Here is a 21,628-nt window from a genome sequence, read left to right on the forward strand (position 1 = left end):
GCCCTGCAACCCCAACCAGCAATGCCGCCCGCGCTGGCGCCACGACCATCATTGCACTAACAATCAAATTGGACCCGTCCGTGGGGGCCGATCAGACCTACATCAGCCTTGAGTATTTGGCAGCCGAGCAACTGCGCGCTACGCGGGAGCAGAAAGAGCATTTCCGTCTGATCGGTATGGAACTGGTTTCAGAACTTGGCCGCCCCTTGCGGGAAGAACTGCCTTTTGCCATCTCGAATTCCATCAACACCGCCATGGCACCGCTGGTGGAGCGGGTTGGGCAGATGGGGGTCGAGGGTGTTGGCGACATGGTCACAGGCCTCTCCAGCCAGCTGACCGACAAGGTGGGCCTGGCACTGACCGAAGCCGCGCAGCGCATTTCGGACGCAGGCGACAAGATCAGCCTGCTGAGCGACCGGATGGACATGAGTTCTGGCAGGATGGGCGCGGAAATGGAGACGGCGGTCCAGCGCGTAGCTCTGGCTGTAGAGGAGTTGCGTTCGGCCATGGCCAGCTCTGCCGAGACGGCCGGCAGCGCGCTGTCCGAGGGCACAGAAAAGCTTCTGCGGGTGATGAACCAGACGCTGGAAGGCATCCGCGACAACACCGGAGAAGGCGCCCGCGCCATGTCGGCAGCCGCTGAGGATCTCCGCAAATCCGCAACAGCCTTCCGTGATGAGATAGAAGCCGCAGCAAAGAGCGGCAGCGAGGCAGCACAGGCACGGATGCAGGCCGCAAGCAGCGAGGCCAGTGCCTTCATCGGCTCTGCAGGCCAGGGCGTGGCAGATGCCTTCTCCCGCACCAGCAGCGAAATTGCCCGGGTGGCCGCCGAAGTTTCGGCAAAGGCCGCAGATGATATCCTGACACCCATTACCACCATCGCCGGGCACCTCTCCGATGTCACCGGCAAGCTGCAGCAAGGCTCGGCCGACCTGCGCCGCTTTGCTGAAGGCGTGCGCGATGGCGCCGAGGCGTCCACTGCTGCGGCGACCGGTTTCCGTTCGGCGGCAAAGGACCTGATGGTAGCAGCGGCTCCGGTACAGGCCATTTCGGAACGGATGGAAGCATCCATCCGGCAGCTCACCGACAGCACCCAGCGGGCTGCCGGTACGATTGCAAAATCGGCAGAAACAACAGCCCAATCCGCAGCTTCAACCATGGCAGCGGTCAATGGCATTGTGCAGGCGCAGGCCTCGGCCATCGACGCAAAGCTGGCCGCAATCAACATAGCCCTAGACAACCTGCGCAAGCAGGGTGACCGGCTGGACAGCATGGACGAGAGCCTTGGCAAGGCGTTCGACATCTACACTTCGCAGGTGCAGGCGGCGGTTGACGGCATGTTCGGCCATGTCAGGGAACTTCAGGAACGTCTCAATCCTGCGCTGGATACGATGAGCAACATCGTTGCCCAGATGGAAGACTTCTCGCCGCAGTCGCGGAGGGGCTGATGCGCGCCTCGTCCCGCCGCACTCACCAGGAAGAGGAAGAGGAAAGCGCCTTTGTGTCCATGACGGACATGACGGTGAGCTTTCTCTTCATCGTCATCCTGCTGCTCGCCTTCTTTGCCAGCCAGTACAGCAACACGGATAAAGTCCCCCGCTCCGAGCTTGTTGCGGAGCGGGAGCTTCGGCAGGCGGCAGAACGCACGGCTGAAGATCTTCGTCAGCAGATTGAGCAAAAAGACGCAAGGATCCGCGAACTCGAGGAGACTGTAGAAGCCCAGACGCAGGAAATCGCCGAAATGAAAGCGGAACTGGAGCGCCTGCGAAAGAATTTCGAAGTCAAGAACCCGCTTGAAGCCTATCTCGCCGACGCTGCGCTTGAGAGGCGCCGCATTCTCGAGCGCCTGCGCGAACAGGTGAAGATGGACTTTCCCGACCTGAAGGTCGAGGTCAGCGAGCAATCGGATGCACTCCGGTTTCAGGGTGACGGCCTCTTCGATACGAATTCCTCCGAGCTGCGCCCCAACCGGCGCCCCATCGTCACCAGCGTTGCGCGGCGCCTTGGCGAGCTTCTGCCGTGTTATACCCTCGGCCCAAGCACCCGCTGGACCAGCACCTGCAATCCGGGCGGTGTTGTCATAGAGGCTCTTCAGATCGAAGGGCACACGGACAGCACAGGCAATTCCAACAGCAACCTGACGCTTTCAACGAACCGGGCAAACTCGACCTTCACCGTAATGACGGAAAGCGTTCCGGGCCTGATGGATTTCCAGAACCTGCGCGGGCAACCGGTGCTATCTGTTGCCGGCTATGGCCAGATGCGGCCCGTAGCTGACAATTCCACCAAAGCAGGCCGTGATACGAACCGCCGTGTCGATCTTCGCATCATCATGTACACGCCAAGCCGTTCCGAGGAGATCGGCCGGATACGCAAGTCTCTTGAAGCGGGCAGCCGCAACGGAGGCAACCCATGAGCCTCGAACAAAAGCTCTCCCGGCCCCTGCGTCTGGCAACCGCAGCGCTGCCTGCCCTGAACCGACTGGTTTCCACGACGAGCCGCATCATCGAAAGATGGCCTGATGGAGCTGGAGACCCGCCGGAGAAGGACAGGGAAAAGCTGGTGCAGGAGATGCGGGCCCGCGTAGAGACCGGCAACTGGGAGGGAACGAAGCTCTTTCTGGTAACCTCTGCAGCCCGAGCGCTTTTCGATATGGAACGCAGGAGCCGTCCGGATCTGGAGCCGCTGCGGAACTTCTATTTCGACGAAATCAAAGCCTCGACACGGCCGGGTTTCCTGAGCGCCATGTTCTCGGTCTACATGACGAGTTATGAGCCAGGAGCGGCTCATACACGCAGGCTTGCTGAAGCACTCACGTCAGCCGGAGGCAGGATCGGCGCCCGCTGGTACAGGCTGCTGATGACGGAACCTCGTGTGCTCGACCCTGATAACGCGCACGAGCACATCAGCACTCTCATGCGCCCGATGACGAGCCCCTGGATTGGCCTCAAGGAACTGGGATTTCACAAGCCGCATGACACCGGGCTGATGGCCCATGCACATCTTGCCTATGTGAAGAAGGTCAAGTCCGAGCTTCAGACTCGCAACGGTATGGAACGCATGATCGGCTGGTTGAAGCCCGACCGGCAGGAAGCGAAGATCTTGGGCGCAAGCGAAGCCATAACGGCCCTGCTTGAGCACTGGACAAACAGCAGCCCGGCAGAAGATGACCGGAGCTATCTGACGCAAAGTCTGGTTCTCCTTTACGGGGACCCACGCCTCAACAAGGGCGGAGCATGGAGTGGCGTGCCGGACAATCTCATGGCCGTCCTTTTCCGTTGGCTGACCGGAGAGAACATCCGCTTCTTCCTCGACGTGGTTTCAGCCGTTGAGGACAGCCCCATGTGGGAGCCACGGCGGAAATTCTGGCTCGGCCTCTTTCGCGCCGGTCAGATTGATGCCGCCTGGGTCGCTTTCAGCGAAAAGGGTGCCGAGGAAGCACGCAGGCGCATTGCAGGCAATCACGTGGAAGGGAAACCGGGATATGGCCGTCAAATAGCAGGTGGCGGGCGCAACAATACGTCTCTGCTGATTCTTCAGATTGGCCGCAGGATCGTGGTGGAAGGGTCGCACAGTTACAAGGTTCACATCTTCCAGAGTTCAGATGCTCGCAGCCCCAAACTCTATCAGCCAAGTTACGATTGCGAAGAAATCCGCCTGACACCGGGAGCAAATGCAAAATCTCACCACAGCGGCTGGGAAGACTGGGTGCTCCGCAACATCTGAGGCAAGGTCCGTGAAGTTCAAATACTCGTTTGATGACCGCGAAGTCGTGGTGAGTGCCGAACCCGAAGCAGCCGGCCTTCTGGCGCGGTTGCGCGGCAAAGGCAATACTCCAGACCTGCAGGCGCTGAAGCCGGAAGAGCTGGATCTGGCCTTTGCGCTTGCCGATCTCAGGGCGCTAGCCGCCACGCTCCGGCTTGAACTTTCTGTTTCAAGCAACGAAATCCGCTTGCCACACCGGCTTGTTGCCAGCCTGGACAGTTCGACGGCTGCCGTCCTCGGCCTTCCCCGCCTCACGGATCTGCTTCTGCGGACCGACGCGGAAGGACTTCTCGGTTCGTCTGGGTTCAAGCTTCGGTACGAATGGTTTCGTCAGGGACAGCGTGTCTTCCCGAATCGATCCGGCTCGATCCTGTCCATGGGCGGGCAACACTACCGTATCCCGCTCTGGATGATGGAAGCGCTGGATGTGGCAGACGGCTTTCAACCGGGTCTGGGCGATGCGCACGACTGGGAAGCGCTGGCCAGATTCCGGCAGGCACTGGAACCTGGCGTCTCCATGGCCCATGGCGAGGTATCCGCACGATCGTCAATGACGGACTTTCTGTCGGGGCTTGAAGTACGGCTGGCGGACAGTTTTTCCATCTCAACTTCCGGAACTGACGACTTTGAAGTGGTTCCGTTCTCCAGACAACGGATCCGGGGAGACGATGGCGAACTTGAAGCGGGATCTGTCAGCGAGGATCAGAGCGAACTCGCGGGTCAGGAACTCCAGCGCTTCCAATCCCAGGTTCGCAGCCGGGGAGCGCTTGCAGCCTACCGTCTTTCTCCGGGCAACTATCTTGTCATCGACAGGGCGGCAGCACCTGCCCTCGACGTGATGGCGCGCATGCAGAAGGCCGACCTTTCGGAGAGACGTGCTTTCATCCAGAATCCCCAACGTCTGATCAGCGAGGCAATTGAGCGTCAATTGCGTGAAAGCGGTAAACTGGATGGTTTATCGGATTCAGGGCAGCAAGAGGCCATTGAGGCTGCGGCTGGCCCGCTCTTCATCGAGACAGCAGAGTTCTCGGAACGTGTCACGGGGATCATTGCATATCAGAAGCCGGATCAGGAGATAACCGGCAGCGGCACGACTTGGCTACCTGAAGAGTTTGTCCAAATACTCAAGGAGGCCATAGCTCCACTTGGGCACAAGGAACTGACCAGTCTGCGGGATCAGGTCATCGAAGGGATTGCCACAGGTGAGAAACATGTAAACTTTGATGCTATCGAGCTGCCCGCCCGTCCGGAAACGGTTGCGCTGCTGAATGGCAAGATTGCTGAAAAGGAATTGGCGGGCAGTGAAGATTTGGAGCAACTCCCGCCTTCCAAGGGCGCCCCTCTGGTGCTTGACACAAAGGACAATTTTGAGGACCTGAAATGGCAAACTGGCTTGAAGCCGAGGCAATCCGTCATTTCGTCCACAGTACCTCCGGCAATCCTGACCCCGTTGAAGGAGCATCAGAGAGCAAGTTTCGAATGGCAAGCTGAAGCATGGCGCGCAGGATTGCCCGGGGTCCTCAATGCTGATGAACAGGGCCTCGGCAAGACCCTGCAGACCATCACATTCCTCGCCTGGCTAAAGGACAACATGACACAATCACAGGCCATGCCCAGAGGGCCGCTACTGATCGTGGCGCCAACCTCTCTGCTGGAAAACTGGCAGATGGAAGTTCGCAACCACATGCAGGAGCCTGGCCTTGGTCATGTCATCCGGCTCTTCGGCAGCGGAATTTCCAGCCAGAAGAAATCAGGCTATTCGGGAAAAGACACGGACGACGGCATTGCGAAGCTGGACCTGAGTGCCCTGCACGAAGCCATTGAGGACAACCGTGCGCACCGGTACTGGGTGCTGACAACATATACTACCCTGACCAACTACCAGCACTCATTGGGACGCATCAGGTTTGCAGCAACGGTGTTTGACGAGATCCAGGCCTTGAAAAACCCGTTCAGCCTGCGGGCAAAGGCCGCACGCTCCGTAAATACCGATTTCTGTATTGGCTTGACGGGTACACCAATCGAAAACACCACAGTCGACCTTTGGGCCATCATGGACAGAATTGCTCCCGGAGCATTGGGAACTCTCAAGGACTTCAGAGAACAGTACGCTGACCCGACTCCTGAAAGCATGCGGGAACTCTATCAGAGAACCTTCGAACCTTCAGGGGGAAAGCCCGCACTTGCGATCCGGCGCATCAAGGACATGGTGGCGAGGGATCTTCCGGAGAAGACCAGACGCCTTCACCCCCGCCTAATGCCAACCGTACAGGCAACCGCATATGATGATGCCAAGCTGAAACTCGCAAGTGGTGGATTGGGAGCACAACTCAAGATGCTGCACCACATCCGGAGTGTTTCAGTTCACCCCAACATGGGTGCGGTGACCGACAATACAACCTTTATTACGGAGTCCGCACGCCTTAGCGCCGTGATGAGCATTTTGCGCTCCATTGCGGAGAAACGCGAAAGAGCTCTCGTATTCATTGAGCATCGTCAGATGCAGTATAGGTTTGTTGAACTTGTCAAGACTGAATTCGGCCTGAAGCATATTGACCTTATAAATGGTGACACGCCAATCCAGAAAAGGCAGGCCATCGTCAACCGCTTTCAGCGTCACCTTGAGGTGGATGGAGGCTTTGATCTTCTTGTCCTTGGCCCCAAGGCAGCGGGTACCGGCCTTACGCTGACCGCCGCCACGCATGTAATTCATCTGTCAAGATGGTGGAATCCTGCGGTTGAGGAACAATGCAATGATCGCGTGCACCGTCTTGGTCAAACGCGGCCCGTTTCAGTTCATCTGCCAATGGCCATACATCCGGAATACCGGGAACAGACCTTCGACTGTCTTCTCCAAAGTCTCATGAACCGGAAACGCCGTCTGGCCGCCGCCGCGTTGTGGCCGATGGGTGATACGCAGTCCGATATCAGCGAGCTTCAGCGCTTGCTGAGCGATGGTTCAACCAGGCAGGCCGGTGATGCCATCGCAGGTTCCATGCATGCAATGTTTGAACGCGATGGACTGCCACCTCCCGACATGCAGCCGGACGGATCCATCCGGCTGCCCTAGCCCCCCTCACGGCCCCTCGCACCGCGCCGCGCGGCTTGTCGGCACTTGTGATGTCTCGGCGGTGTAGGCGCGCAGGCCGTGCTCGTCGAGGAGGAGGATGCGGTAGGTGGGGTTGCCGCCGGTCCACCAGGGGCATGGGTCGTCCAGATCGGTGATGAAGCGGTGGCCGGTGGCCTGGCCGGAGCTGTAGGCGATGCCGCTGGCCGCCGTGCCCGCCATGGGGATGTGGATGTGGCCGAAGACGATGTGGCGCACGCCGCCCGCATGGGCACCGAGGCGCTGCATCAGGACGCCATCATCATGCAGGCCGATATTCTCGAAATGGCCGATGCCGCAGTCAAACGGCGGGTGATGGATGAAGACGGTGACGGGCGCATCCCCTGCCCCGGCCAGCGCCTCATCGAGAAAGGCCATGCGGTCCGAACCGTAAAGCCCGCCGATCATGCCGGCTTCATGTGTGTCCAGAAACAGCAGCCGGCCATGGTCCGTATCCAGGAAGGACTGGACGAAGCCCTGCCCGTCCACCGGATGCTCCGGGAAGGCGGCGCGAAATTCCGGCCGGCGGTCGTGGTTGCCGATCAGAAGGCGCAGCTCGAAGGGTACGGGCGCCAGGATCTCGCGCAACAGCGCATAGGCTTCCGGATCGCCGTGGTTGCACAGGTCACCGGTGATGACCATGAGGTCCGTGTCGCCATGGCGGGCGAGAATGTCCTCGACGGCAAGGCGCAGCTGGCGCTCCGGGTCAACCCCGTTCACCACCGCGCCGGGGGGCATCAGGTGGGTGTCGGTGAGCTGGATGATTTTCATGGAAACGGTCCTGAGAGGAATGCAAGGGGGGCTGCCGTCTTCCGGGTGCTGCGCGGGGCAGAACCGGGGCGATGCACTCATGAGCGGGCGGCTTTGCTGCCGGAACAGGCGGCATCCACCCCGGCTCACCGGTCCCGGATCGCGCAAGGCGCGTCCGGGATGAGGGTGGCGGTGGAGAGGCCGAAGGTTTGTCATCAACCTCGCCCAAGCCCTTGCGGGCTTGAGGGTATCCCGGCGGCTGAAGCCCGCCGGGAGTTCAGATCACTTCATCAAGGCGTTGGTCTGTTCAACCATCTGCTTCAGGCCGTCTTCCGGCGTCAGCTCGCCGCGCATGACGGCGCCGATGATGTCGCGCTGGGTGCGCCAGATGCGGACGGAATCGCCGCCCGGATAGCCGGCCCAGGGCATGGAGCGGTCGGCCTGCAGGGAGGCGGTCTTCACGTTCGGCTTCTCGGCATAGAAGGGCGCCAGATACTCCGGACCGGTGGCCAGCTTGTTGGTCGGCAGATAGCCGGTGATGCGCACGATGGTGTCCTGCGCCTGCGGGCCGGTGATCCACTTCAGGTACTTCCAGGCCGCATCCTGTTTGGCCTTGTCCTGCGTCAGGATCACGGCGGAGTTGCCACCCGTCGGCACGCCGCCGGTGTCCTTGTTGTCCAGCGGGAAGGTGGCGGTCTTCAGTTCGAAGCGGTCACCCACCAGGCCTTCGATGGTCTGGACGTGGGCGGGCGTGGAGAAGATGAAGCCGGTGAGACCTGCACCGAACTGCTGGCGCGACTGGTCCCAGTCCAGAAGGTTCTGGCCGCCTTCGGTGACGAAACGGCGGGTCAGCTTCAGGGCGTTGAGGCCAATTTCGTTGTCGAAGGCAACGGTCTTCGTTTCCGCATCCACCAGACGGCCGCCCTGCTGGAAGATCAGCGCCTGCCACAGCCAGTCATCCGGCCAGCCGTTGATGTCATAGCCCATGCCGGCAATCTTGGGGTCAAGGGCATGGATCTTGGCGGCCAGCTCGATCAGGCCCTCGAAGGTGGTGGGCATCTTGTCCGGGTCGCCGCCCGCCTTCTTCACCAGATCAGCGTTGATATACATGATCGGCGAGGAGGCGTTGACCGGCAGGCCATACTGCTTGCCGTCGATCTGGCCAAGGGCGGCCATCTTCGGGCTGTAGTTGGCGTCGAGGAAGGCCTGGCCGCCTTCGGCCTCGATGAAGGGCGTCAAGTCGGTGATCTGGTTGCGCGGGGCCAGCGTGTGGACGAGTTCTGCCGTCAGGTTATAACCGGAGAAATAGACATCCGGCAGGTTGCCCGTCACGGCGGCGCGCAGCACCTGCTGCTGGCCTTCGTTGTAGCCGGCGGCGGGGGCAAGGAAGTTGATCTTGATGTCCGGGTTGTTCTTCATGAACTCATCGGCCAGCGGCTGATGGAACTTGGTGAAGCCCGGCAGGTTGTAGAGCACGTCGAGCGTGATCTCGTTGGCAAGGGCAGGCTTGCCAAGCCCGGCCATGGCAAGGCCGAGGGCAAGACCGCCGAGGGCGGTGCGGCGGGTGATCTTCATGAAAGTCTCCGGATGCGGTTGGGAGGAGGAGAACGGCCGGGTCATTTGACACCGGTCATGGTGATGCCCGCGATGAAATGGCGTCGGGCAAGGAGGAAGCACAGCACCATGGGTGCGGTGATGAGGGTGGCACCGGCCATCAGCGCGCCGTAGTTGGCGCCCGTCTCCGCATCGGCGAAGAACAGCATGCCGAGCGGCGGCGGGGCGAGATTGACGTCCGTGACGACGATCATCGGCCAGTAGAGGTCGTTCCAGTGGGCGACGATGGAAAAGACCGAGAAGGCGGCAAGCGAGGGCAGCGAGCCGCGCAGCACCAGACCCCAGCAGATTTCCATCTCCGAAAAGCCATCCATGCGGGCGGCCTCGATGATTTCGTCCGGGTAGCTGCGGAAGGACTGGTGGAAGAGGAAGATGGCAAAGACCGACAGAAAGAACGGCAGCATCATCGCAAAGTAGGTGTTGAGCATCTTCGTCCAGGCGAGGCCGACGAAGAGCGGCAGGGCCAGCGCCTGAATGGGCACGCAGAGCGCGGCGATGACGAGGCCGAGCAGCAGGCGGCGGCCGGGGAAGCGGAGCTTGGCCAGCGCATAGGCCGCAGGCACGGCCGTCAGGATCTGCACGATCAGGATGCCGCCGCAGACGATGGCGCCGTTCAGCATGAAACGCGCCATGGGCACCTGTCTGGCGGCGCGGGAGTAGTTCTCCGCCCCGTCGAACTGGTCCGGAAACGGCCAGAGCGAGACGTTGAAGATCTCCGCAGGCGGGCGGATGGAGGTCAGCAGCATCCAGTAGAACGGCAGCAGCATGAAGGCCGCTCCAAGGGCCAGAACCAGATGCGGGGCAAAGCGGCGGAGAGCGGCCATCAGTAATGCACCTTCCGGTCCATGTGCACCGTCTGCCCGATGGACAGCACCAGCACGATTGCAAGGAAGATCAGAGTCAGCGCGGCAGCATAGCCGGTGTTGGAATATTCAAAGCCTTCCAGATAGAGCGCGAAGAGCAGCGTTTCGGAGCCGAAGCGCCCCTTGGTCAGCACGGCCACCGTCTCGAACACCTTGAAGGCGGAGATGGAGGTGGTGACGACGACGAAAAGTGTCGTCGGCCCCAGCATCGGCCAGGTAACGGTGAGGAACCGGTCCAGCGGCGAGCGGGCGCCGTCCAGCCTTGCGGCCTCGTAAAGGTCCTGCGGAATGGCCGTGAGACCGGCCAGAAACAGCACCATGTTGAAGCCCAGCACCTGCCAGATGCCGATGATCGCCATGGACGGGATCAAGAGCGCCGGATCGGAGAGGAAGGATACGGGCGAAAAGCCCAGCCACTTGATCGCCGCATTCACCGGGCCGATGGAAGGGTGCAGCAGGAACTGCCAGACGGTGGCCATAGCGACGAGTGTTGCCGTGACGGGCAGAAAATAGGCGACTTCCCAGAAGCTGCGGCTGCGCTTTCGGGCATTGACCAGCAGCGCCGCGCCAAGTCCCAGCCCGACTCCGAAGGGGATAACCAGCGCCGCATAAAGCGCGGTGTTGCGCAGCGCTCGCATGAACACCGGATCGGAGACGGCCTGTGCGAAATTATCAAGGCCAATGAAATGAAGTGACAGCGCACCCAGCCGGTAATCCGTGACGGAAAATCCGGCAAGAATGATCACCGGCAGAATGTAGATACCGAGCAGCAGCAGGCTGGCAGGGGCGGCAAACATCAGCCCGCGCATCATCATCTGCCGTTCACGGCGGGTACGGCGGCGCGGCACGGGCGCGGCATCGCCGGTCTCAAGGCCGAGGCTGGTGACGCTCATGCGGCCGCCCTCCCCTGCGTTGCGGTTTCCCGGCGCTGGCCATCGGCACCGAAGACATGCAGCCGCTCCGGCGCGAAAGCGAGATTCAGCATGCCTTCCGCAGAGACGGCCAGCGGCACGGCGGCGGACTGGCGGAAGGTCAGGACAAGATCATCGTGGCCAGCAAGCGCGCAGCTGACATAGCGGTCGGCGCCATGCATCTCGGCCCGCAGCACGCGGACGGAAAGACCCTCGGATGCAGGTTCCTGATCCACAGGCACCAGGTCTTCGGGGCGCAGGCCGATGGTGGCGGTTTCCGCCCCTTGTGCGGCCACCTGCAGGCCCAGATCCTGCCCCAGCGCATGCACGCGGCCTTCGGCCGTGATTTCGGCCGGCAGAAGGTTGATCGCCGGCATGCCGATGAATCGGGCGACGGTCAGCGTCGCCGGGCGGCGGTAGAGCTCGTCCGGCGTGCCCAGCTGCTCGATCCGCCCTTCCGACATCAGCGCGATGCGGTCCGACATGGTCATGGCTTCGATCTGGTCATGGGTGACATAGATGAAGGTCGCGCCCAGCCGCCGGTGCAGGGCCGCCAGTTCCTCGCGCATGTGGGCGCGCAGTTTGGCGTCGAGGTTCGACAGCGGCTCATCCATCAGGAAGGCCGAAGGAGAGCGCACCAGCGCCCGGGCAAGCGCCACACGCTGGCGCTGGCCGCCGGAAAGCTGGGCGGGCCTGCGGTCCAGCAGGTGGCCGATCTGCAGAGTTCCGGCGGCGTCTTCGACAGCGGCGGAGATTTCGGCAAGCCGCGCCTTCGGCGCCATCAGGCGGCCCACCAGCGGCAGGCGCGCGGAAGCGGGCAGACGGCGCATGCGCAAGGGGGTGGCAATGTTCTGGCGGACGCTCATGTGCGGGTAAAGCGCGTAGGACTGGAACACCATGGCAAGGTTCCGGTCGCTCGGGTCCATGCCGGTCACATCCGCGCCGCCGATGTTCACCTTTCCCTGATCCGGCGTCTCCAGCCCGGCGATGACCCGAAGCAGCGTGGACTTGCCACAGCCGGAGGAGCCGACCAGCGAGAGAAATTCACCCGGACGGATGGACAGATCGATGCCCTTGAGCACGCTTTCGCTGCCAAAGGTCTTGCGGATTCCGGAAAGTTCGACTGCTTGCGGCGGCATCCTGCGCTCCCTGTTCAGGGGCGCATATGCAAGTCTCCATATGACAGATTGACGAAGCCTTGCTGACCTTTTGATGACTTTAGCAAATTTAATCAGCGTTTTCATCCGTATGTAACCAGGACTGATCACAGGGATAAGCAGGATTGATGGCTTTGCGTATCTTCGATTGCTTTCTTAGACGGCACAAAAACCTGACGCCATCTGACCTCTACCGGGAACCAGCTGAATCCATGCAAGGCGGAGCATGAGGGCGGCAGTCCGTGACAGGCAGCACACCTTGCAAGACAGGTTGCTGTAAGATCATTGCCCGCAGGTTGCCTTTGCTGCTCCCGGCGGATTATCCAGAAGGCAGCAACACGGGCGCCATTTCGGGCATCATTCCGGGCAGGACAGACGATGAGACAAGCTGACAGCGGGTCGCGGAAGACGATGGCAGAGCCCGCCAGACTGGTGCCTGCGATGATGATGGCCGTTCTGGTTCTCTGCCTCATGCTGCTGGGTGCGGTGGCTCCGGCACGTGCGCAAGACACGGCCAGCCGCCTCGCGCTGGTGATCGGCAATGCCGCCTATGACAGCCCTGCCCTGCCCGTCCTGAAAAACCCGGCCAATGATGCGGCGCTGATTTCCGGCAGCCTCAAGGCCGCAGGCTTTGAGGTGACGCTGGTGATGGATGCGGATCTGCGTGCCATGAAGGCGGCGGTGCGCGACTTCACGGCAAAGCTCAAGGCCGCGCCCTCCGGCACGCTGGCTGCGGTCTATTACTCCGGCCACGGCTTTGCCGCCGGCGGGCGAAATTATCTGGCCCCGCTCGGCGCGGACCTGCGCGAGGAAGTGGATGCGGAGTTCGAGGCGCTGCCGGTGGACTGGGTGCTGGCGGCGGTGGAAGAGGCCCATGACGGGCCGAACATCATCATCCTCGATGCCTGCCGCAACACGGCGCTGACCCGCTCTGCAGGCGGCAGCGCGGGCGGGCTGACGCTGCTGACAGGCACGCCGCGCGGCAGTTTCATTTCCTTTGCAACGGCTCCCGGCAGCACGGCAGCAGATGGCCAGGGGCTCAACAGCCCCTATTCGGCGGCGATTGCCCGGGAGCTGCTGGTGCCCGGCGCCAGCATCGAAACCGTGTTCAAGCGCGTGCGGCAGGATGTGGTGACGGCAACAGACGGGGCACAGGTGCCGTGGGACCACTCTTCGCTCACCACCGACATCATCCTGATGCCCACCGCAGACAGCGCGGATGCAGCGGGCGCTACTCCTGCGCCTGCGGCCACCGCCGAGGCGCTGCAGCAGGAACTGGTGTTCTGGAACGGGGTGAAGGACAGCCGCACCGCTGCTGATTATGAAGCCTATCTGGAGCGCTTTCCCGCTGGTGCCTTTGCCGAGCTGGCCCGCATGCGCCTTGCCAGCCTGCCTGCGGCGGACACCGGGCAGATCGAGCAGCTTTTCGCCGCCCTGCAAAGCCGCTCGCTGCTGGTGGAAAATCCGCAGCGCCCGCATGAATTCTACGCCAACGCCCGCCTGCGCGAATTCAAGGGCGACTATCCGGGCGCAAGGCAGGACTATCTGAAATATTTCGCCTTCGGCGAACCGCAGATCGATCCGCACCTGCGCTTTCAGGCGGTGCTGAAGGTGCAGGAGGGGCGCGCCGGAGCGCGGGAGGTCTACCGTTCGCTCTCTGCCGGGCGCCGCGATCCGGCAACGCTGTTTGCTGCGATCCTGCTGGAGGAACGGGACGAACGGGTGCGCCGGCTGGGCAGCTTCATCGAGGCCTATCCGGACTTCGGCCCGGCGCTCTATGAACTCAGCCTCGACTATTCACAAAGCCGCCTCGGGCAGCAATCGCTTGCCGACAAGGCGAGGGAAAAGGAACTGCTGACCCGCTTCGTTGAAGCGGCAGATCAAGGCAAGGTGCTGCGCTATTTCATCGACCAGCAGATGGCTGCAAGCTGGCTGGAAGATGCCCGCAGCCGCCTTGCCGCGCTTTCGGCCATGAGCGATGCGGCCATGGCCAATCCTCTGCAGCTGTCCGCCACCCGCAGCAATCAGGGCTGGCTGATGACGCTCTCCATTGCCGACAAGGCGCGGGAAATCTTCGTGCGCCTGCCGGGCGGGGAGTTCCGCTCCACCGGCGTCATGAGCGGGGCGATGGACCCGGCCACCGGCCAGCCCCTGCCCTATCCCGGCTTCGAGCTGCCGGGCTCGGCGGCTGCCATGGAGATCGAGGTGCAATATACCAATCTGCGCGGCGAAACGCAGGGGCCCTATACGCTGCATTTCGATCCGGACACGGCGCTGATTGCCGGGCAGAAGGACATTCTGGAGCGCTTCTGGAACAGCTGGATCTCCTTCGGCGGCGGGCGGGAGCAGCTGGCCTATTTCACCCATCTGATCAGCTACCGCTGCGCGCTGTCCGGCGTGCGCTACGGCATCAACAAGGACGAACCGGACACGGCCTTCGACACCGGCCCCTGTGACCCGGACAATCCCCATGCCGTGCCCCGCTCCGGGCCGGGATCGGATGTCTATCTGCAGGTGCCGCGCAGCACGTCCTATATCACCGTGCAACTGACCTACAGGGACGGCACCCGCTCGGACGTGCGCCGCTTCGACGCGCCCAGATGACCATGGGCCGCGCCAGCAAACCCGCGCTTGCGGGCCCATTGCAGCGCAGGCTGGCGCCGGTTCTGGCTGCCTGTCTTGCACTGCTCATGGTGTTGCCCGCCGCCACAAGGCTGGAGCCGCGCCTTGGCGATGTGATCCTGTTTGCCGGTGGCGGCACGGCAGCGGAGCGGCGCGAGGATATCGCCATCCTCACCATCACCGAGGAAACGCTGGCCGCCTTTCCCTACCGCTCGCCCATCGACCGGGGCTTTCTCGCGGCCCTGATCCGCCGCATCAGCGCCGCCGGCCCCAAGGCCATCGGCATCGACATTCTGTTCGACGGCCCAAGCGACCCGGTGAAGGATGCCGATCTGCTCGCCGCCATCGATGAAGCGTCAAGCCCGGTGATCCTGGCTGTTGCCAGCGACCTCAACGACCTGACGCCGCAGCAGCGGCTTTATCTCGGAAATTCGGTCAGCGGGCGCGGCCATGGCTCCATCGTTCTGCAGCGCGATGATTCAGATGGCATCGTGCGGCATCTGCCCTTTCCGCAGGACCGGGACGGCGCGCCCATCACGACCTTCACGGCAGCACTGGCCACCGAAGCAGCCGGAACGCCGCCGCCGCGCGGGCGCATTCTCTATCAGGCGCCGCAAGGCCCCGGCCTCACCGCCTTTCCGCAATATCCGGCACATACTGCCACTATGCTGCCGGATGAGTGGCTTGCCGGAAAATATGTGCTGATCGGCACGGACCTGCCGCATCTCGACCAGCATCCGGCGCCGATGGTGTCCCTTGCCGGCACCGAAGGCGGCACGGTGCCGGGCATCGCCATCCACGCCCATATTCTGGCGCAGGTGCTGGAAGGCCGCAGCCTGCCTGCCCTGCCGCTGGAAACCGGCCTCATACTGGCTGCTCTTGCGGCGGCCGCCACCGTCACCGGCTTCACCCTGACGCAGAAGCCGGGCCGCTTCTTCCTCGTGCTCGGCCTTGCCGCATTTGCCTGTCTTGCCGTGTCTGCGCTGCTGTTGCGCTTGCAGATCCTGCAGCTGCCGGTGCTCACCCCGCCAGCCGCCGCGATTGCCGCCGCGCTGCTGCTTGCCCTGTTCCGCTGGCGCATCGACCGGTCGGAGCGGGCGTTTCTCAACACCGCCTTCTCCCGCTATGTCAGTCCGCAGGTGGTGCAGCGGCTGACTTCGGGGCGGCTCAGCCTCGCCCTTGGCGGGGAAAAGCGCACGGTCACCTATGTGTTCACGGATCTGGAAGGCTTCACCACCCTGTCGGAGCAGCTGACGGCGGATCAGGTGGCCGCGATCCTCAACCGCTATCTGGACCGCATGTGCGACCTTTTCGTCAGCCACGGCGCCACCATCGACAAGCTGATCGGCGATGCGGTGGTCGGCTTCTTCGGCGCACCGGAGGAAGACCCGGAGCAGAGCCTGAAGGCCGTGAAACTGGCGCTGGCGGTGGATGCCTTCTGCGAGGGCTTCCGCAAGGAGATGGCGGCGGAGGGCATTCCGCTCGGTGTCACCCGCATCGGCCTGCACCGGGGTGAGGCTGTGGTCGGTAATTTTGGCGGTAGCCGGTTTTTCGATTATACAAGCATCGGTGACACGGTGAACACCGCCGCCCGGCTGGAGGGCGCCAACAAATATCTGGGCACGCGCATCTGCGTCAGTGCCGCTGCCGCTGCCCACGCGCCGGGCATGATATACAGGCCCATCGGCGATCTGGTGGTGAAGGGCCGCGCGGAACCTCTGCCCTGCGTCGAGCCTCTGAGTGATGCAGAAGCGAGGTCGGACTGGATGGCACCCTATACGGCAGCCTTCCGGTGCTTGAAGCAAGGCGATGCTGAAGCGGCGCGGCAGGGATTTGAAACGGTGCTGCGCCTGCGCGGTGATGATGGCCCCTCGCGCCTGCATCTGGCGCGCCTCGGGCAAGGTGAAACGGGTACACAGATCGTTCTGGGCGGCAAATAACCTGCGCCCGGTTGGATAGAGAGCAGGATGAGGTTCGGCATGTTCCGGCAGATGATGATCGCGGCCCTGTTGAGCGGAGCAACCGCAGCGCCAGCGCTGGCCGACATGATTGTGGTTGCCGCCAGCGGCCCCGCCAGCCTGCAGCCGGGTGACCGTCTTGCCGAGGGCTCCAGCCTGAAACTGCCTGATGGCGCAAAGATCACCGTTCTTTTCCAGTCCGGTGAAATGAAACGGATCGACGGCCCCTTCGACGGCAAGCTGGATGCCGCCCCGCCGGTGGAGCGCCCCTTCAGCGGCTGGGACGCGGTGCGCAAGTTCCTTGGCGCTGGCGGCCAGACATCGGAAGTGCTCGGCGCCTCGCGCAAGACGGACAGCAGCCTGCCGGAGCAGCCGGGCATCTGGCTCGTCAGCATCGACAGCTCCGGCGAACGCTGCACCCGCAAGGATGAACTGACGTTCTGGCGGCGGGACGCGGCAGAGGCCCTGACCGTTACCCTGCGCAATGAGGCAGGCAAGGCGTCAGACCTCAACTGGCCGGCGGGCAGCCACACATTCACCGCCCCTGCCACATTCCCCGTGACCGAAGGCGCGCTGGCACTTTCGGCAGGCTCCAGCTTGCGCAAGTTCGGCCTCAAGGTGCTGCCGCAGGATCTGGAAGATGCCTATCCCGGTGCCGTGCTCGGCTGGCTGCTCGACAGCGGCTGCACCCGCCAGGCCTCCGCACTCATCTCCCGCATCCATGAGGGAAAGCCGCTGGAGTGAGGCAAGGGCTTGCCCGACCTTGCCGCTCTCAGGACAGCCGCAGGAACAGGCCGGCGCAGAGCTTGGCACGCTCGGCGAGGCTGTCGATCAGGATATGCTCGTTGAGCGTATGCAGCCCGGCGCCGCGCACGCCGATGGAATCCAGCGTCGGGATGCCAAGAGCGCCGGTGAAGTTGCCATCCGACCCGCCGCCCGCACTGGCATGGCTCATCTCGAAGCCCACTTCTGCTGCCAGTTCCCTGCCGATTTCATAAAGCGCCAGCGTGCCTGCATCCGGCTCCCACACGGGACGGGTGACGCCGCGTGTCACCTCGATGATCACCTCGCCGCTGTCATCATTCAGCGCCAGCATCCGCTCCACGCCCGCATCAAGGTCCGCCTGCCGCTTGGCCATGGACAGAACCTGCCCCTCGCACAGGGACGAGACGCAGTTGACCCACTCCCCGCCCCGGACGATGCCGACGCTGAAGGTGCAGTCCTCGCCCGTCATCGCCTCGATTTCCAGCACCTTGCGGGCCATGGCGGCAATCGCCGAGCGACCGTCCTTCAGCGCCCAGCCCGCATGGCTGGGGCGGCCAATAGTGCGCAGATTGAAGCGGGCAATGGCGTAACGGCCCGTGACGCAGCCGCCATCCTCCCGCGCCGGTTCCGGCACCAGCACATAGCGGCTGCGCAGGGCCTCCATCTCGATGAGATCACGCGTTGAAGGCGTGCCCACTTCCTCATCGGGGGTGAAGAGCACCGTCACCGGCAGCGGCGTGGTGAGCCCGGCGCGGATGATCTGGCGCAGCGCCTCAACAGCCACGTAATTGCCGCCCTTCATATCCTGAATGCCCGGCCCGTAAGCACGATTGCCCTCAATGCGGAACGGCAGTTTTTCCAGCGTGCCGACGGGATGCACCGTATCCATATGGCCGCTGACGAGAATGCCGGGCTTGCCCTTGTCCGGATGCGGCAGGCGGGCGCGCAGCGAGCCGCCAAAGCCCATCCGCCCCGGAATGCGCTCGATATCCGCACCAAGCGCTGCCAGCTCATAGGCGGCAAGATCCATCATCCGGTTGAGCGCTGCTGCGTCATGGGTGGGGCTTTCGCATTCCACCCAGGGGCGCAGGCCCTTGATCATTTCATTGCTGTCGAAAGGTAAGTCCGTGAAGCGCATGGCCTGCTCCCGGCGGTTCTGCGTGAAGGGATGAAGTTGAGATCAGGCCGCCAGATCAGGCCGCCAGCCGCCGTTCGGCAATGCGGGCATAGATGCTGGCGCCGACCGGCAGGATGGCGTCATCCAGCACGAAGCCAGGATTGTGCACCGGCACGCCGCCGCTGTGGCCGACGGTGCAGTAAGCCCCCGGCACGGCCAGCAGCATGTCGGCGAAATCCTCGCTCGCCGGCACCAGATCCACCTGATCGGTGACGAGATCGCCGCCGACGATTTCCGCTGCCGCTTCCAGATAGGCCGCGCTCAGGGACGGATCGTTGCGCAGCACCGAGAACACGGGCCGCAGTTCCGGCGTGATGGTGACGCCGAAGCTGGTGGAATAACCGGCGCAGAAGGTCTCGATCCGCTCATGAATGAGATCGCGCACGCCATCGTCGAAATAACGGATCGTGCCAGAGATGACCGCGTGATCGGGAATGACGTTATAGGCCGTGCCGGAGTGGATCTGCGTCACCGACAGCACCGCCGGCTGCACCGGCTCCACATTGCGGCTGACGATGCTCTGCAGGTTCTGCACCAGCGAGGTGGCGACGATGATCGGGTCCTTAGCGTGATGCGGTGCCGCGCCGTGGCTGCCGCGCCCCTGAATGGTGATGTCGAAGAAGGTGGAACCGGCCATGGCAACGCCGGGGCGCACGGCCACCCGGTTCGGCTGGGCCAGCGGGTTGTTGTGCATGCCATAGACTTCATCGCAAGGGAACCGGTCGAACAAACCGTCCGCCAGCATGGCCCTTGCACCGCCCAGCCCCTCTTCGGCCGGCTGGAAGATGAAGACCACGGTTCCGGCAAAATCCCGCGTCTCGGAGAGATAGCGCGCCGCACCCAGCAGCATGGTGGTGTGGCCATCATGACCGCAGCCGTGGAACTTGCCCGGATGGGTGGAGCGGAACGGCAGATTTGTGTGCTCGTCCATGGGCAGGGCATCCATGTCGGCGCGCAGGCCAATGGTCCGGCCCTCCCCCTTTGCCCCTTTCAGCACGCCGACGACGCCGGTCTGGCCGATGCCCCGGTGCACCTCAAGGCCCCACTCCTCCAGCAGGCTGGCGACAATGCCGGACGTGCGTTGCTCCTCGAAGCCGATTTCCGGGTGGGCGTGGAAGTCATGGCGCAGCGCCGTCAGCTCCTTGGCATAACCGGCGATTTTCTCGATGACGGGCATGGGTCAGTCCTCTGACAGATGAAATGAAACGGAAAGGGAAGAAGCAGCCGGGGCGGCTGCGGGTGCCCCGGCTGCTGCTGGCGCCAATGCCTCAGGAGGCCAGCGTCAGCTCACGGAAGTTGGCAAAGTCCCAGTTGCGGCCAGGTGCCGCCTTGATGAGGGAACGGGTGTAGGGATGTTTCGGATGGGCCAGCACCTCGCCCGCAGGCCCATGCTCCACCACCCTGCCTTTTTGCATCACCAGCACATCATCACAGATCTGCGCCGCCACACGCAGGTCATGGGTGATGAACAGGATGGCGATGCCGAGCTTGGCCTGCAGATCCTCCAGAAGCTTCAGCACCTGATCCTGCACCGACACATCCAGCGCCGAGACAGCTTCATCGGCCACCAGAACATCCGGCTCCATGGCGATGGCCCGGGCGATGGCGATGCGCTGGCGCTGACCGCCGGAGAACTGATGCGGATAACGCTCCACCGCGTCCGCAGGCAGGCCGACAAGCGCCATCAGCTCGCGGGCGCGGGCCATGGCCGCGTCCTTGTTCTGACCGAGGTTCAGCGGCCCCTCGATCAGCGAGCGCCCTACCGTCCAGCGCGGATTGAGCGAGCGGAACGGGTCCTGAAACACGATCTGGATGTGCTTGCGGTGCGGGCGCAGCTTTGCGCGCGGCATGCTGGCGATCTCAAGCCCGGCCACCTTGATGCCGCCGCCGGAGGGATCAATCAGCCGCATGACGCAGCGCGCCACGGTGGACTTGCCCGAGCCGCTTTCCCCGACAATGCCGAGGGTGCGGCCCGGCGCGATGGAGAAGGCCACATCCTGCGCCGCCAGGGTAGGCTCCCGGTTGAGCAGCCAGCCGGAGGTGCCATAGACCTTGGCAAGGTTCGAGACCTCCAGCGCCGGCGGCTTGTCCTCCACCGCAGCCCGCGGCGGGCGCGGTGTCAGACTGGGCACGGCCTTCAGCAGGCGGCGGGTGTAGTCGTTCTGAGGATTGCGCAGAAGCTCGGCGACGGGCGCATTCTCCACCATCTCCCCATGCTTCATCACCTGCACCGTGTCGGCGATCTCCGCCACCACCCCCATGTCATGAGTAATGAAGAGAACGGCCGTGCCATGTTTTTCCTGCAGTTCCGCGATCAGCGACAGGATCTGCTTCTGGGTGGTCACATCCAGCGCCGTGGTCGGCTCGTCGGCGATGAGAAGTTGCGGCTCCAGGATCAGCGCCATGGCAATCATGATGCGCTGGCGCTGGCCGCCGGAGAGCTGGTGCGGGTAGGACCGGTAGATCCGCTCCACATCCGGCAGATGCACCTGTTCCATGATGGCAAGCACGCGCTTGCGCTTTTCACCGGCCGGCAGCTTCGTGTGGGTGTCGAGCACTTCCCCGATCTGCTGGCCCACCCGCATTACCGGGTTGAGCGCGGTCATCGGCTCCTGGAAAACCATGGAGAGATTACGGGCGCGCATGCCGCGCATCTGCTGCGGCGAGAGTTTCAGAAGGTCGGTTTCGCCAAGCAGGATGCGCCCGCCCGTCACCTCCAGCGCGTTCTTCGGCAGAAGCCCCATGGTGGCAAGCGACGTGACGGATTTGCCCGAGCCGCTTTCCCCCACAAGGCAGACCGTTTCGCCCGCCCGGATGGTCAGGGACACACGGTCGAGGATCGGACGGAAGTCCGGCGCAGCTGTCGGAATGCGGACGGTGAGGTTGTCGATGGTGAGAACCGCCGGAGCGCCATCGAAGGATCTGGACTTGAAGATCACA

General features: G+C 63.1%; 15 protein-coding genes. 7 read left to right on the plus strand and 8 right to left on the minus strand.

Features of this window, described 5'->3' with window-relative positions; all coding sequences use genetic code 11:
• The 4 genes from ASC48_RS18320 to ASC48_RS18335 form a co-directional block, all read left to right on the plus strand.
• On the plus strand, window positions 1-1,448 hold a 1,448-nt coding region (locus ASC48_RS18320), incomplete at its 5' end, for a hypothetical protein (RefSeq protein ID WP_055457125.1).
• Window positions 1,448-2,416, plus strand: coding sequence for an OmpA family protein (locus ASC48_RS18325; RefSeq protein ID WP_055457126.1), 969 nt, complete (start codon window positions 1,448-1,450; stop codon window positions 2,414-2,416). The genes ASC48_RS18320 and ASC48_RS18325, both read left to right, overlap by 1 nt.
• Complete coding sequence (locus ASC48_RS18330) at window positions 2,413-3,726, plus strand: EH signature domain-containing protein (RefSeq protein ID WP_055457127.1); 1,314 nt, start codon at window positions 2,413-2,415, stop codon at window positions 3,724-3,726. The genes ASC48_RS18325 and ASC48_RS18330 overlap by 4 nt, the downstream gene beginning before the upstream one ends.
• A gap of 10 nt (window positions 3,727-3,736) precedes the next feature.
• On the plus strand, window positions 3,737-6,835 hold the full coding sequence (locus ASC48_RS18335; RefSeq protein WP_055457128.1) for a DEAD/DEAH box helicase: 3,099 nt from the start codon (window positions 3,737-3,739) through the stop codon (window positions 6,833-6,835).
• Window positions 6,836-6,841: 6 nt separating this feature from the next.
• Here the strand turns inward: ASC48_RS18335 and ASC48_RS18340 are convergent, their stop codons facing one another.
• The 5 genes from ASC48_RS18340 to ASC48_RS18360 all read right to left on the minus strand — a co-directional run bounded on the left by ASC48_RS18340 (window position 6,842) and on the right by ASC48_RS18360 (window position 12,148).
• Window positions 6,842-7,642, minus strand: a complete 801-nt coding sequence (locus ASC48_RS18340) for a phosphodiesterase (protein ID WP_055457129.1) — start codon at window positions 7,640-7,642, stop codon at window positions 6,842-6,844.
• A 261-nt stretch (window positions 7,643-7,903) separates the two neighbouring features.
• The gene (locus ASC48_RS18345) at window positions 7,904-9,196 is read right to left on the minus strand and encodes an ABC transporter substrate-binding protein (RefSeq protein ID WP_055457130.1); all 1,293 of its coding nucleotides are present in this window, start codon (window positions 9,194-9,196) and stop codon (window positions 7,904-7,906) included.
• A gap of 41 nt (window positions 9,197-9,237) precedes the next feature.
• Window positions 9,238-10,059 (minus strand): carbohydrate ABC transporter permease, encoded by an 822-nt coding sequence (locus tag ASC48_RS18350; RefSeq protein WP_055457131.1) that lies wholly within the window; start codon window positions 10,057-10,059, stop codon window positions 9,238-9,240.
• Window positions 10,059-10,913 carry a carbohydrate ABC transporter permease gene (locus ASC48_RS18355; protein ID WP_208975822.1) on the minus strand — a complete coding sequence of 285 codons (855 nt, stop codon included), beginning with the start codon at window positions 10,911-10,913 and terminating at the stop codon, window positions 10,059-10,061. The genes ASC48_RS18350 and ASC48_RS18355 overlap by 1 nt, the downstream gene beginning before the upstream one ends.
• Window positions 10,914-10,987: 74 nt before the next feature.
• Complete coding sequence (locus ASC48_RS18360; RefSeq protein ID WP_055457133.1) at window positions 10,988-12,148, minus strand: ABC transporter ATP-binding protein; 1,161 nt, start codon at window positions 12,146-12,148, stop codon at window positions 10,988-10,990.
• A 396-nt stretch (window positions 12,149-12,544) separates the two neighbouring features.
• Here ASC48_RS18360 and ASC48_RS18365 point away from each other — a divergent pair, with 396 nt between their 5' ends.
• Genes ASC48_RS18365 through ASC48_RS18375 form a run of 3 tightly spaced genes read left to right on the plus strand, consistent with a single transcriptional unit; the run spans window position 12,545 to window position 17,490 of the window.
• Window positions 12,545-14,770 carry a caspase family protein gene (locus ASC48_RS18365; RefSeq protein ID WP_082440190.1) on the plus strand — a complete coding sequence of 742 codons (2,226 nt, stop codon included), beginning with the start codon at window positions 12,545-12,547 and terminating at the stop codon, window positions 14,768-14,770.
• Window positions 14,767-16,728, plus strand: a complete 1,962-nt coding sequence (locus tag ASC48_RS18370; RefSeq protein ID WP_082440191.1) for an adenylate/guanylate cyclase domain-containing protein — start codon at window positions 14,767-14,769, stop codon at window positions 16,726-16,728. The genes ASC48_RS18365 and ASC48_RS18370 overlap by 4 nt, the downstream gene beginning before the upstream one ends.
• A 39-nt stretch (window positions 16,729-16,767) precedes the next feature.
• Entirely contained in the window at window positions 16,768-17,490 is a 723-nt protein-coding gene (locus ASC48_RS18375; RefSeq protein ID WP_055457136.1) for a hypothetical protein, read from the plus strand.
• Between the two features lie 28 nt (window positions 17,491-17,518).
• Here ASC48_RS18375 and ASC48_RS18380 read toward each other — a convergent pair whose 3' ends face one another.
• The 3 genes from ASC48_RS18380 to ASC48_RS18390 all read right to left on the minus strand — a co-directional run bounded on the left by ASC48_RS18380 (window position 17,519) and on the right by ASC48_RS18390 (window position 21,627).
• Window positions 17,519-18,649 (minus strand): M20/M25/M40 family metallo-hydrolase, encoded by a 1,131-nt coding sequence (locus tag ASC48_RS18380; protein WP_055457137.1) that lies wholly within the window; start codon window positions 18,647-18,649, stop codon window positions 17,519-17,521.
• 55 nt (window positions 18,650-18,704) lie between these two features.
• Window positions 18,705-19,865, minus strand: coding sequence for a M20 aminoacylase family protein (locus ASC48_RS18385; protein ID WP_055457138.1), 1,161 nt, complete (start codon window positions 19,863-19,865; stop codon window positions 18,705-18,707).
• Between the two features lie 91 nt (window positions 19,866-19,956).
• A complete protein-coding gene (locus tag ASC48_RS18390; protein WP_055457139.1) occupies window positions 19,957-21,627 on the minus strand; it encodes an ABC transporter ATP-binding protein in 1,671 nt (556 codons plus the stop codon).
• Between the last annotated feature and the right edge of the window lies 1 nt (window position 21,628).

It is taken from the genome of Pannonibacter indicus (assembly GCF_001418225.1).
Classification (GTDB): domain Bacteria; phylum Pseudomonadota; class Alphaproteobacteria; order Rhizobiales; family Stappiaceae; genus Pannonibacter; species Pannonibacter indicus.

What these genes read in the sequence shown, in the direction of transcription:
- ASC48_RS18370 (WP_082440191.1), top strand. Translation starts at nt 14,767, where the DNA reads ATGACCATGGGCCGCGCCAGCAAACCCGCGCTTGCGGGCCCATTGCAG.
- ASC48_RS18375 (WP_055457136.1), top strand. Translation starts at nt 16,768, where the DNA reads ATGTTCCGGCAGATGATGATCGCGGCCCTGTTGAGCGGAGCAACCGCA.
- ASC48_RS18360 (WP_055457133.1), bottom strand. Translation starts at nt 12,148, where the DNA reads ATGCCGCCGCAAGCAGTCGAACTTTCCGGAATCCGCAAGACCTTTGGC.
- ASC48_RS18355 (WP_208975822.1), bottom strand. Translation starts at nt 10,913, where the DNA reads ATGATGATGCGCGGGCTGATGTTTGCCGCCCCTGCCAGCCTGCTGCTG.
- ASC48_RS18365 (WP_082440190.1), top strand. Translation starts at nt 12,545, where the DNA reads ATGAGACAAGCTGACAGCGGGTCGCGGAAGACGATGGCAGAGCCCGCC.
- ASC48_RS18340 (WP_055457129.1), bottom strand. Translation starts at nt 7,642, where the DNA reads ATGAAAATCATCCAGCTCACCGACACCCACCTGATGCCCCCCGGCGCG.
- ASC48_RS18330 (WP_055457127.1), top strand. Translation starts at nt 2,413, where the DNA reads ATGAGCCTCGAACAAAAGCTCTCCCGGCCCCTGCGTCTGGCAACCGCA.
- ASC48_RS18385 (WP_055457138.1), bottom strand. Translation starts at nt 19,865, where the DNA reads ATGCCCGTCATCGAGAAAATCGCCGGTTATGCCAAGGAGCTGACGGCG.
- ASC48_RS18380 (WP_055457137.1), bottom strand. Translation starts at nt 18,649, where the DNA reads ATGCGCTTCACGGACTTACCTTTCGACAGCAATGAAATGATCAAGGGC.
- ASC48_RS18345 (WP_055457130.1), bottom strand. Translation starts at nt 9,196, where the DNA reads ATGAAGATCACCCGCCGCACCGCCCTCGGCGGTCTTGCCCTCGGCCTT.
- ASC48_RS18350 (WP_055457131.1), bottom strand. Translation starts at nt 10,059, where the DNA reads ATGGCCGCTCTCCGCCGCTTTGCCCCGCATCTGGTTCTGGCCCTTGGA.
- ASC48_RS18325 (WP_055457126.1), top strand. Translation starts at nt 1,448, where the DNA reads ATGCGCGCCTCGTCCCGCCGCACTCACCAGGAAGAGGAAGAGGAAAGC.